The 12,266-nt window shown below is 40.1% G+C and carries 10 protein-coding genes and 1 pseudogene; all 11 read left to right on the forward strand.

Going from position 1 to position 12,266, the window contains the following annotated elements; all coding sequences use genetic code 11:
• The first annotated feature begins 416 nt into the window (after nt 1–416).
• Entirely contained in the window at nt 417–671 is a 255-nt protein-coding gene (locus V7L29_RS34765) for a hypothetical protein (RefSeq protein ID WP_334738341.1), read from the forward strand.
• Between the two features lie 84 nt (nt 672–755).
• The gene (locus V7L29_RS34770) at nt 756–3,848 is read left to right on the forward strand and encodes a phosphoenolpyruvate carboxylase (RefSeq protein WP_334738342.1); all 3,093 of its coding nucleotides are present in this window, start codon (nt 756–758) and stop codon (nt 3,846–3,848) included.
• Nucleotides 3,849–3,884: 36 nt separating this feature from the next.
• Complete coding sequence (locus V7L29_RS34775) at nt 3,885–4,139, forward strand: hypothetical protein (protein ID WP_334738343.1); 255 nt, start codon at nt 3,885–3,887, stop codon at nt 4,137–4,139.
• A gap of 121 nt (nt 4,140–4,260) precedes the next feature.
• A pseudogene (locus V7L29_RS34780) lies at nt 4,261–4,404 on the forward strand (IS630 family transposase); the annotation flags it as partial.
• Between the two features lie 74 nt (nt 4,405–4,478).
• Nucleotides 4,479–4,934, forward strand: a complete 456-nt coding sequence (locus tag V7L29_RS34785) for a hypothetical protein (protein ID WP_334738344.1) — start codon at nt 4,479–4,481, stop codon at nt 4,932–4,934.
• A 357-nt stretch (nt 4,935–5,291) separates the two neighbouring features.
• A complete protein-coding gene (locus V7L29_RS34790) occupies nt 5,292–5,597 on the forward strand; it encodes a small RNA NsiR4-regulated ssr1528 family protein (RefSeq protein WP_334738345.1) in 306 nt (101 codons plus the stop codon).
• Nucleotides 5,598–6,809: 1,212 nt separating this feature from the next.
• Nucleotides 6,810–7,958 (forward strand): hypothetical protein, encoded by a 1,149-nt coding sequence (locus V7L29_RS34795; protein ID WP_334738346.1) that lies wholly within the window; start codon nt 6,810–6,812, stop codon nt 7,956–7,958.
• Between the two features lie 16 nt (nt 7,959–7,974).
• A complete protein-coding gene (locus tag V7L29_RS34800; RefSeq protein WP_334738347.1) occupies nt 7,975–8,325 on the forward strand; it encodes a hypothetical protein in 351 nt (116 codons plus the stop codon).
• Nucleotides 8,326–8,566: 241 nt separating this feature from the next.
• The gene (locus tag V7L29_RS35745) at nt 8,567–8,635 is read left to right on the forward strand and encodes a PEP-CTERM sorting domain-containing protein (protein WP_442944317.1); all 69 of its coding nucleotides are present in this window, start codon (nt 8,567–8,569) and stop codon (nt 8,633–8,635) included.
• A 420-nt stretch (nt 8,636–9,055) separates the two neighbouring features.
• Complete coding sequence (locus tag V7L29_RS34805; RefSeq protein ID WP_334693011.1) at nt 9,056–9,505, forward strand: hypothetical protein; 450 nt, start codon at nt 9,056–9,058, stop codon at nt 9,503–9,505.
• A 735-nt stretch (nt 9,506–10,240) separates the two neighbouring features.
• A complete protein-coding gene (gene dxs / locus V7L29_RS34810) occupies nt 10,241–12,148 on the forward strand; it encodes a 1-deoxy-D-xylulose-5-phosphate synthase (protein WP_334693010.1) in 1,908 nt (635 codons plus the stop codon).
• Nucleotides 12,149–12,266 lie beyond the last annotated feature (118 nt).

The following is a 12,266-nucleotide window of genomic DNA, read 5'->3' on the forward strand; positions in this document are numbered from 1 at the left end:
AGTACCTGCACTTGTAAACTAGAACCATAGGTCTATCACACTCTGACGGTTTTTTTTTAACAATTTTGTTACCTTCGTAGCTCAAAAAATCGGACAAGATAGTCTTGTACAGGTTGCAAGTCTGACTAATGTTGAGTTTTGCGTTTATTTTACTAATAGGGAGTCAGAAGTCAGAAGTTAGGAGTTAGGAGTTAAAAGTTAGGAGTCAGAATAATTCTATATGACTGGCTGATGACTTGTCCTTTAAAACTGGACTCGCGTCTCACTACCCTGACGCCCCTAATAGGCGAAACAAACAACAAGCTTATCTCATTTCAACTCCATCCCTTTATCGTTGGAGTCATCTTAACTCCAAACTCCTAAATCCTGACTCCTGACTCCTTTTGACTTATAATTCCCATAACCAAAAATTAGCAATGCCTCCTGCCAACCAACAGCCCTCACCTAACCCTGCATCCAATTTGGATTTATTTACCATTCCCCAGTCTTTGCTTTTACAAATAGCTACAGCGTCTATATTACTGCTGCTCATTACAGGAAAAACTACAGTAAGAGCACTAGAAGCCGTAGGGGAAGCCAGTGAAGAATTATTTCGAGGCGATCGCCTACCCAACCTTGACTTCCCAGACGAACACAAAACTAATCTTGATGAGAAGACATACATCAAATAATTATTTGCTCAGGAACAACCCGGTGAGCATTAAGTGCAAAACCTAGAAGCGTAAACAGTAATTAGCTTTACAAGAATAGAGAATATGGGTTCCCTTTTATACTCTTCGTCTCAAACTGCGGATATATACCCGGTGTCGGAATTATTTTTGCGTCATCGTCTCCAGGTAGTGGAAGAATTGTGGGAGTCAGTTCTCCGGCAAGAATGCGGTCAAAACATGGTAGACTTGTTGCGGCAGTTGCGCGATTTATGTTCACCAGAAGGACAAGCAACAAATGACCAAGCATCGTCAGCCGTCAAATTAATTGAACAACTAAATATCAACGAAGCAATTCGTGCGGCTCGTGCTTTTGCTTTGTATTTTCAGTTGATTAACATCATAGAGCAGGAGTACGAACAACGGCAGCAATTGAGTCGCTATGAGGCAGAAACAGAGGCTACAGAGCCAGAAACAGCATCTAATGCCAACTATTCGTCCAATCAAAGAGAAGAAGATGCGCCTGTTAGTAGGGGAATAGCAGCAGACTTCTTGAGAAAGAATTATCTAGAAAAAAAATTAGTCAAACCAAAAGGTACTTTCGCTGCCTTGTTTCCCTATTTATTCAAACTGAATGTACCACCTCAACAAATTCAACGTCTAATTGCACATCTAGATGTGCGCTTAGTTTTCACCGCGCACCCGACGGAAATTGTGCGCCATACCATCCGAGATAAACAGCGACAGGTAGTACAACTATTACAAAAACTGGATGCCTTGGAAAATAACTCTGGTAGCACACCAGGAGCGTATCCTTGGGAAGCAGCAGATGTCCGCGAACAATTGCTCGAAGAAATTCGCCTGTGGTGGCGCACAGACGAACTACACCAGTTCAAACCCACAGTGCTAGATGAAGTAGATTATGCTCTACACTACTTCCAAGAAGTTTTATTTGATGGCATTCCCCAACTTTATAAACGTTTCAAACACACCCTATCTAATACCTTTCCTTGGCTAGAACCACCGAGTAAAAACTTTTGCTCTTTCGGCTCTTGGGTAGGCTCAGACAGGGATGGAAACCCATCAGTCACACCCGAAATTACCTGGCAGACAGCTTGTTATCAGCGGAAAATGGTCATTGGGAGATATATTCAGTCAGTGAAAAATCTGATTGAATTGTTGAGTGTGTCGATGCATTGGAGTGATGTCTTACCAGACTTACTGGAATCTCTAGAATTGGATCAGTCCCAGTTAAGTGAAGTCTACGACGCACTGGCGCTACGTTATCGACAAGAACCCTATCGACTCAAATTGGCTTATGTGCTGAAACGGCTGGAAAATACTCGCGATCGCAATCTAGCTTTGTATAATCGAGAAACGCCAACAAATCAAGACAGTCCCCTATATCGTTCGGGAGCCGATTTTTTAGCTGAACTGCGGATGATTCAGCGCAACTTAACAGAAACAGGTTTAATCTGTCGAGAATTAGAAAATCTCATCTGTCAGGTAGAAATTTTTGGCTTTAACTTAACACAGTTAGATATCCGCCAAGAATCATCTCGCCACGCTGATGCGCTCGATGAAATACTGGAATACCTGCAAATATTACCTCAACCTTACAACGAACTTTCTGAGGAGCAAAGAGTCGCTTGGCTCACAGGAGAACTCCAAACCCGGCGGCCATTAATTCCGGCAGAATTGCCATTTTCTAAAAAAACCAACGATGTAATTGAAACGTTTCGCATCGTGCGATCGCTACAACAAGAGTTTGGTGTCAACATCTGCCAAACTTACATTATCAGCATGTGTCGCGACGTGAGCGACGTGCTGGAAGTACTACTGTTAGCCAAAGAAGCCAGACTTTTTGACCCCGCCATTGCTGTCGGAACTATTCAAGTTGTCCCCCTATTTGAAACAGTAGAAGACTTGCAACGCTCAAGAAGCGTCATGCGGAAACTGTTTGAACTCCCGTTATATCGGGCTTTGTTAGCCGGCGGCTACGAACAGACAAAAGCAGAGGATGCCGATGAAAATTCATCCTCCCCTGCCCCCCCTGCTCCCCCTGCCTCTTCCTCCCCCTCCCCCCTCCCCATTAACTTGCAAGAAGTAATGCTGGGGTATTCTGACAGCAACAAAGATTCTGGTTTTTTAAGCAGCAACTGGGAAATTCATAAAGCTCAAAAATCACTGCAAGAAATAGCAGAAAACTATGATCTAAATTTGCGGATTTTTCACGGACGCGGCGGTTCTGTGGGACGGGGAGGCGGCCCAGCTTACGAGGCGATTTTGGCTCAACCGGGTCATAGTATCAATGGGCGAATCAAGATTACCGAACAAGGAGAAGTTTTGGCTTCCAAATACTCCTTATTGGACTTGGCTTTGTACCACATGGAAACTATTACCACTGCTGTGATTCAAGCTAGCCTGCTACAGACAGGGTTTGATGATATTGAACCCTGGAATGAGATTATGGAAGAATTAGCAGCGCGATCACGTCAACATTATCGTGCCCTAATCTACGAACAACCTGATTTTGTTGACTTCTTCCACCAAGTAACCCCCATTGAAGAAATTAGCCAGCTACAAATTAGTTCCCGTCCAGCACGCCGTCCATCTGGTAAGAAAGATTTAAGCAGTTTGCGAGCTATTCCTTGGGTATTTAGCTGGACACAAACCCGCTTTTTGCTTCCTTCCTGGTACGGTGTTGGCACAGCGGTGCAAGAATTCTTGAACGAAGAACCAGAAGAACATTTGAAACTGCTGCGCTACTTTTATGTTAAGTGGCCCTTCTTCAAGATGGTGATTTCCAAGGCCGAGATGACCTTGGCAAAAGTAGACATGCAAATGGCAGATCACTATGTCCAGGAATTGTCAAAACCAGAAGATAAACTTCGTTTTGCGAAGGTTTTTGAGCAAATTGCTAGCGAGTTTTATCTTACAAGAGATTTGGTCTTAAAAATCACCGATCACAATCGACTATTAGATGGTGATCCTGTATTGCAACGATCTGTGCAGTTACGCAATGGCACAATTGTACCCTTGGGATTTATCCAAGTTTCACTACTCAAGCGCCTACGGCAGTCCCTAAATACTAGTGTTACTTCTGGAGTCATCCACTCTCGTTACAGCAAAGGTGAGTTACTGCGAGGGGCATTGTTAACTATTAATGGTATTGCAGCCGGTATGAGAAATACAGGTTGATTGAGAATGGGGAGTGGGGAATAGGACAAATGACAAATGACAAAAAATAGAATTTTAATTTGCACTTTTTTAGCGCTATCAGCAGGTTTTTTTGGTGCTTACACCAGTGGGCAAATTACCATAATGCTGCATAGCCAAAAGTGTCAAAACCAACCTTGGGGTTTCAAGGAGATGTGCAACGCTTGGATGACACCAGGAGCAATATGGCAAGGTACCACAACAGGACTATGGACAGGCACTATCTTAGGGGCGTTTGTTGGTGGTTTAGTGACGCGACAAGCTCGTGATTAGTCTGTTGACTAAGCTGAAAAACATTTAATTTGCATAACCGAATCGCGATTGTTATCACCTCTGATAAACACATTCGTGAAGTGCTGCGACGTTCCCCCTTTACCGTCGAACTCACGTTGAGTTAAATTTGATTGAAATTTTGTGGCGGTTCATTAAGTATCAATGGATTGAAATTGATGCTTACAAAAATTGGCAAACTTTTGTAGCATCTGTAGAAAAGATTCTTCGAGAGTTTGGTAAAAACTATGTAATTAATTTTGTTTAGCCTCTTATGCCTTGTTCGCAAATAATTTAGAATTGCTATAGAAAGTTTCCTTGTAATATGTTTTTTGTTTAGTAATGGTAAAAAAATTACCTTCTTTGATTGTTATAGGCACGGGTAGTACCGAATTGAAACGGTTTCGTACTGACTGCTATAAAGCCGCGCTTACTATAGATGCGAAAGTTTTAGAAGTGAAAGGTAGTTCTTCCCATAATTACTCTATATGTAATGTGCAATTATCGGGACGTTATAAATGTAACATTAGGTATGTTAGCATCTTACGAACTGGTAATTATGAAATACTTGGTTTTAGTAGCACACAAGAAGCACCATTTATTTTTGTAGATATCCCTCATTTGCAGGCAGCATTTGAGGAATTAGATTATGAAGTGTGGAGTAAAGAGTACCTGGAAACAGATTTAACAGAAGAACACCTCGCAGATTTAACTCCGCAAGAGATAGAATACTATGATTACGTCAATCCAAAAAAAATAGGAGAAATAGTTTTTAATGAGAAAGTTTATATAGACTGAGGGTATTAACTTCCTCAACAAACTCATCGGGCATTAAACGAAAAAGAAAGCGAATAAAAATATTCATTTATCAATTTTCAAAGTTGATAGGTTTGTTATTGAAATGATTGTGTATATTCTGGGGAGTAAGCCAGTCACGGATTGTAACCTTTTTGTCTAACTCTGCGTCACCCTCAGAGTTGTTCAATTCATTGACCATTACTACCTTCAGAGGCGTATCCCCATCTGCTGTTTTGCATTTCTTACGCAAAGACGCCAAGAATTGCAATTAATCCTCGGCAGCAAAAAAGCCAGTAGGCAGCTTTGGTGTCAACAAGGCTGGTAAAATCTACCCATAGCGAAGAAGAGTAAATCACCATGCCTACCGAAACTAACCCAGGAAATCAAACCACCACGGGTGCTGATGCTATTGATGAAGCGATCGCACAGGGAATTGATTTTGATGGTTCTCCCATTCCACCTGCCAAGCTAGAACTTTATGGTAAAGTTATGGCGCTAGAAGGCAATAGACAGCGCAGTGGCGTATCTAATACTATGCGATCGCGCATTGTGCGAATTGGTGCAAAACACATTCCCCAAACAGAACTCGACCAATTACTTGTAGATGCTGGTTTCGCACCCCTAAAAGAGAAAGAAATTGCCTTTTTCTATAGTGGCAAATAAATATAGCAGCACAGCCAGAGCAAATATAATTCGCGGCTACACAAACTCTCATCCGCCTCCGCAAACTAAGAGAAAATTAAGGTTTTTAACCCACGGAGGTAAATAAAGTCTCGTGTAGACGCGGTTTTTAACCACCCCTTTAACTCTTTACCTGACGCATCCCAAATTGCCATTGGTATTTTGGCTTCTTCAGAATTTTCCGCTCATGACGATGCCTCTCTAGCTGACTTGGACTTATTCTTTTAATTGTGAGGCAAACAGAAAATATTCCAGTCACAGAACTGTATGAGAAATACAGGGCGGCCGCATCATGTTTAGGACTTACGCACTGTAAAAAAAGACTGGATGGTTGCATAACGTGCGCGAGCGCGTGGAAACATTGTTAGTATCTGCGGATGAATTGTACTGGGGCGGCAAAATGCTTTAGCTGCCTACAATCCACGTTCATCTTCCGCAGCGTGCATAAATTGATTTGACTTATACCTATATAAGAAGTAGAAACAGGGCTTATGTCCTCGCTAGTTCAAAACCCCGACTTGATTCTTGATTGAGGTAATTTATGTCTACTATGGTGCTTACCACACTATCAAAATTTTGTCAATGTGTAAGTTCTAATGTCAACCCTTTCAAAGTGGTGAAATTATGAACTAAAATTGGTTATTTCAACCTTCAAAAAAACCAAAATCTGAGCGGAGAACTCAGATTGATAGTACTAAAACAACGTATCTTCGTTCGTCACCTTGAAAGGGCTAGTTCTAATGTTAACTAGCCCTTTCAAGGTGAACGTTTGTACTATGAAATAAATGATGTTTTAAGCCAATTTTGGTATTTTGGCTCTGGCGCTGGCTTAATTTACAGTCCAAAAATTTAGAGTTTAATGCATAAATTCTTTGCTCAATTCCAGCCAATGCCTGAAATATCGTAAAAACTTTGATAGTACATATGCTCACCTTGAAAAGGCTAGTTCTAATGTTAACAAAAGGATTTTATTCTCAATAAACTCCAAAATAGGCGCATTAATAGTTGCTTATTGACACAGGTTTAGTGACGCCGAATAGCCTGTTGTAGACATCACTTTGAGTTTTGGAAACTAAACCAACGAAAAAATCAGCATTTTTCGTTGGTTCTTAAGGTTGGTTGTGATCAAGAGTAATTTAGATACGTTTGCCTGCTTGGTAATTAAGCTTATGAGGTTAAGCAAAAATGCTCAAAATGAAATATTTAATTAGTATCACTGTTCCGCTTACTGTTTTACTGGGAAGTTGTGGAAGTAGTCCAGAATTAGCGGAAGTTCGAGAACTTGCAACACTAGCCGATCAAGCGCAAGAGAAACTGCCAAAAGTAGCTGATGATATTTACGACTCTTGTTTAAGAGCAGCACGATATAAAGCACCTGATCTTATTCCTTTGGGTCCAGCGATTTCGACAAGGGAAACATCACGCTCACAAAATACAAATGAAGTTACACAAACAATCAACAATCTTATTAATAGAAAACCTTCTATTTTACCCAATACTCAACAATTAAATGATTTAAAAAGTAAACTAAATTCTACTACCTCTAGCTCTAATATCTTACAGCAAAGGGCAGATGATCAAAAATATTGCCAAAGACTTGAAGAAGATTCCCCTTCAGTTTTAGTGAAAAAAATGAAAAATGGTAATGCGGTTGTAGTTTTATATTTACAAAAATTAGTGAGTGTAGCCTCTGAAAATATAACTTTTGATGATGAATTTAATAATTTCAGTGCTTCTTCTCAAAATTTAGCTGGAGAATTAACGCCTCTTTTTGGCTCAAATGAAAAAGATACAAAGGTTGTTCAATCGCAAGTAGAAGCAGGAACAGGTTTAGCAAACTTTATTCTTACCTCTATCTTTCGCCAAAAAAGATTAGATACGCTGAAAACAATTATTCCCGAAACAGATGAAGCTTTAACGACTTATTCAAAGGGACTGGAAATTGTTGTTCAAAAAGTATATATAGAAAAATACTTAAACAATGAAGAAGCATTACTTGATGGTTATTATGAAGACATCATTAATGATCTTTTGGAAAACAATCAACAATTAGAAGGACGTTCAGTTATTGCTTTAGCGGATGTATTAGTAAAGCTAGATCAAGAAAAGTGGAATCCTGAAAAGGACAGGATTCAAGAACGCCGCAAATTAGCTGAGGATTATATCAATGTGCTTAAAACAATTGTAGCGAGTCATCATCAGTTAGCGACTATTTACGGAAAAGGAAAAAAACCGTCAGCAGAAGTCATGAAAGAATTACTTGGCAAAAATAGAAAAGCGTTGAAAAACTTTGTAGATCAAGCTAATAGCTTAGAAGAAAAAAGTAACCACTCACTCAAATAGATAAGAGAAACTAACAATGGCTATTGATTTTGATGGTGTGGATTCATTGTTCGAGTATTCAAATAAAATTCAAGAACTAGCAAATGAAGTTCATAGATTTAGAAATAACTCTCGTACTCAACTTTCTCAAGAAGAAAGAGCTACGCTAAAATCTTATGAATACCGTCTTCGGCGTGATGCTACAACAATTGCGACAAATGCTGGAATCGATCTTTTAACTCGACTTCAACCTCAATTGGCTATCCTCAAAGAGGGCATTGAAAAAGCTGATAGTTTGTTACAAAATATTGATGCTGCCAAAGATGTTATTTCAGCAATTACAGAAGTTTTTACAGAAGTAACTAACGTTTTTGCTCTACTTAAGTAGGTAGGCACGAATTAATCTAACTATGTAACAAAATGTAAAAGCGTCAAAGTCCTTGTGATTGCTTCTCTACGAGACGCTACGCGTAGCTTGCTTCTCCGTAGGAGTACGTTAGACTCCGTTTCACTCACAATGACATACTTATAAATTTTCCCACCTACCTACTTACTCCGTGATATCGCAGCCTAACCATCGCACGCACCAGACGGACTGGTGGAATCTTGGCTTAGTTTAAAGTTCCTTATTGGGTGTATTAACTGCCATCGGTATAAGTTTAGCCTATAAACGTAAACTAAAGCAGAAATCAATATAAAAAGAGAAAACGGTCTGGATAATCTATCTACATTTGTAGACAAAGAGCAGCAATTCAGCGGCTATTTGTAAAGTTCTTGAGGGTGCGTGGGTGCAACTGTTCTAGCTTGTTGATTATTTATCCTGCTAGAATCTTAAAGCGATCGTTGATTGATATCTCTGGATTTGGGCCATTTTTGAGCATTTGGTGTATTTACCTTACCCTACATAGGTTTGAGGCTTGTTTCTCCCTTAAAATGTTTAAGTCTGTTTAATTCGATCCTTGATTACCAGGGAAAAAATTTTTACTAAAAATTCAATCTATCAAAATAGTGAATTCGTTTAATAACTAATGACGTAAAAACCTCTATCTAAAGAACGATATGGTTAATAAGCTAAATGAAGTAAAAATAGTATGCTAAATCACATGAGATTGTATTCTATGAGACTGAATTATTTTACAAAACAACTTTCCACTGTAAAACGCTGGATGGCTACAACATTGTTTTGTATGTTAGCGATCGCTTTTGTTTGGCAAGGTGCGTTTTTCTCGAATACTTCAGCAATCGCTGCTCCTACTGCAACCTTGATTGCATCAGCAGACACAGGTGAGCAAGTTAAAGATAAAGCCAGTGAAGATGCTGGACGAGCCAAAAACTTCATCCAAGATACAACAGATAAAGTTAAGCAAACTGCCAAGAACAACGCCAGTAAAGTTGATCAAGCAACGGATGACAATGGTAGTTTTGTTGAGCGCAAAGCAAAGAAAGATGCGGCTAGAATTCAGGAAAGAGCAGACGAAGATTCGGCTCGGACTCAAAAAGCAGTAGACAACACAAAGAATGTTGTTGAACGCACTGTTGATAGTATCAAGGATGCTTTTAATAAATAGAGAATAGATATAGCAATTCTATTTGATTTCGTTCAAATCAAGAAAATGAGATTTCCGACTTCTTAGAAAAGTTGGAAATCTTGTTGTTTATAAATAATTTAGAAGAGTTTAAATTTATTGCATAAATTAATTCATACACTCTGTATTGTGATAATTGTCGCCATGTTATTTGCTAGTAATACAAGAAAGTCAGACAAAATTTTCTAATTAATTTAGAAAGATTATTTTACTAAGCCAATACTGAATTTAGCTAAAATAGTAAAGTATTTTTACATACATATTTGTTAGCCCATTTGAACTGGCGATTGCGGAGAAAATTAGCTGCTGTTAACGAAGAGGAAAAAAAGAATTGCTAAATATTTACCAGCAATTATGCTGAAAATATAGTTATAAATGAGATATTTAACTTTATTTTCTACTAGCTTTAAATGTAAAAGTAAGTGTTCTATTTAAGGAATTTCCGCAAACGGCTCCTGAAAAACTTGGTTTTATATACGGATTACAGAGTATCTTTAAGTAGCATTACTGATTGACAAATATGATATAACTTTAGCGGATTGCAACCTGATTTTGACGAATTGTTAATGGATAACAAATTTTTCACGATTATCAATTACGAAGTTATACTTTCCACTACAACTTAGTAACAATGTAAGAGTTTGATTATGTGGACAACCCGACCGTGGGAAAATCAAAATACCGAAAACGTGAAGTTAGAGAGGAAAACCTTATAATATGCATTTGAGCGAAATCACCCATCCTAATCAGTTGCACGGTTTATCTGTTCGCCAACTGCAACAGATTGCCCGTCAGATTCGAGATAAGCATCTCCAAACGGTAGCAGTTAATGGTGGACACTTGGGGCCAGGGTTGGGTGTTGTAGAATTAACACTAGGACTTTACCAAACACTGGACTTAGATCGGGATAAAGTGATTTGGGATGTAGGACACCAGGCTTATCCCCACAAACTGCTTACAGGACGCTACGATCGCTTCCACACCCTCAGACAAAAAGACGGAGTTGCAGGTTATCTCAAACGTTGTGAAAACAAGTTTGACCATTTTGGGGCTGGACATGCTTCTACAAGTATTTCAGCGGCATTGGGCATGGCTTTAGCGCGAGACTTGAAAGGGGAAAAATTTAAAGCCATTGCTGTTATTGGCGATGGGGCGCTAACTGGGGGTATGGCTTTAGAAGCCATCAATCATGCCGGACACTTGCCGAAAACTAACCTATTGGTTGTTCTCAACGACAACGACATGTCTATATCTCGCAACGTCGGCGCGATTCCCCGCTATCTCAACAAAATGCGCTTGAGTCCACCAGTGCAGTTTATCAAAGATAATTTTGAGGAACAGCTTAAGCAAATTCCCTTCGTTGGCGAATCGCTGTCTCCGGAACTCGGACGCATCAAAGAAGGTATGAAACGCTTGGCTGTTCCCAAGGTAGGTGCAGTTTTTGAAGAACTCGGCTTTACCTATATTGGGCCAGTGGATGGGCATAATCTCGAAGAATTGATTGCCACCTTCCAACAGGCACATCAGATATTAGGTCCAGTTTTGGTACATGTAGTAACAGTCAAGGGCAAAGGCTATGAAATTGCCGAATTAGATCAAGTTGGCTACCACGCCCAAAGCCCCTTCAACGTAGCAACTGGCAAAGCCATTCCTTCTAGTAAACCCAAACCCCCGGCTTATGCTAAAGTCTTTTCTCACACTCTGGTGAAACTTGCCGAACAAAACCCGAAAATCATCGGGATTACTGCGGCTATGGCAACGGGAACAGGCTTGGATAAACTTCAAGCAAAACTGCCAAATCAGTATATTGATGTTGGCATTGCTGAACAACACGCTGTTACCCTAGCTGCGGGACTTGCAACTCAAGGTATGCGCCCGATCGCCGCTATTTATTCCACCTTCTTGCAACGCGCCTACGACCAAATAATTCACGATGTCTGCATTCAAAACCTGCCAGTATTTTTCTGCTTAGATCGGGCAGGAATTGTTGGATCTGATGGCCCCACCCACCAAGGTATGTATGATATTGCTTATCTGCGTTGCATTCCCAACATGGCAATAATGGCACCGAAAGACGAAGCAGAACTGCAACGCATGGTAGTAACTGGTGTTAACCATACTAGTGGGCCGATCGCAATGCGCTACCCTCGTGGCAATGGCTACGGCGTTCCCTTGATGGAGGAAGGTTGGGAACCTTTGGAAATCGGCAAAGGTGAGATTTTGCGTACAGGGGATGAGGTGTTAATCGTCGCTTATGGCACAATGGTCTATCCAGGAATGCAAGCCGCAGAAATTCTCAGTGAACATGGCATTGAAGCAACTGTAATTAATGCGCGTTTTGTTAAGCCTTTGGATACCGAGTTGATTTTGCCTTTAGCGAAGAAAATCGGTCGTGTTGTCACTTTAGAAGAAGGTTGTATCATGGGTGGCTTTGGTAGTGCGATCGCTGAAGCCTTGTTAGATGCAGATATTCTAGTTCCTGTGAAGCGATTCGGTGTGCCAGATGTGTTAGTAGATCATGCTGAACCGAATGAATCTAAGACAGAACTAGGTTTAACTAGCCATCAAATAGCAGAGAGAGTATTGCAAGCTTTCTTTAAGCGGCAAGTATCTGCTGTAGTTTAGTTCACTTATGTCAATAGCAGTATTATCTAAAAATAACCCCTAGAACAGGGGTTATTTTCCTGAAAATATTAGCGATCACTAGAGCGCCAGTCCAGTAAAAGTAGTTGACAAAAAGTAC

Source organism: Nostoc sp., from assembly GCF_036916575.1.
Taxonomy (GTDB): domain Bacteria; phylum Cyanobacteriota; class Cyanobacteriia; order Cyanobacteriales; family Nostocaceae; genus Nostoc.

Coding starts and splice junctions, on each gene's coding strand:
- dxs (WP_334693010.1), top strand. CDS start 10,241: ATGCATTTGAGCGAAATCACCCATCCTAATCAGTTGCACGGTTTATCT.
- V7L29_RS34775 (WP_334738343.1), top strand. CDS start 3,885: ATGACAAAAAATAGAATTTTAATTTGCACTTTTTTAGCGCTATCAGCA.
- V7L29_RS34795 (WP_334738346.1), top strand. CDS start 6,810: ATGAAATATTTAATTAGTATCACTGTTCCGCTTACTGTTTTACTGGGA.
- V7L29_RS34790 (WP_334738345.1), top strand. CDS start 5,292: ATGCCTACCGAAACTAACCCAGGAAATCAAACCACCACGGGTGCTGAT.
- V7L29_RS34800 (WP_334738347.1), top strand. CDS start 7,975: ATGGCTATTGATTTTGATGGTGTGGATTCATTGTTCGAGTATTCAAAT.
- V7L29_RS34770 (WP_334738342.1), top strand. CDS start 756: ATGGGTTCCCTTTTATACTCTTCGTCTCAAACTGCGGATATATACCCG.
- V7L29_RS34785 (WP_334738344.1), top strand. CDS start 4,479: ATGGTAAAAAAATTACCTTCTTTGATTGTTATAGGCACGGGTAGTACC.
- V7L29_RS34765 (WP_334738341.1), top strand. CDS start 417: ATGCCTCCTGCCAACCAACAGCCCTCACCTAACCCTGCATCCAATTTG.
- V7L29_RS34805 (WP_334693011.1), top strand. CDS start 9,056: ATGAGACTGAATTATTTTACAAAACAACTTTCCACTGTAAAACGCTGG.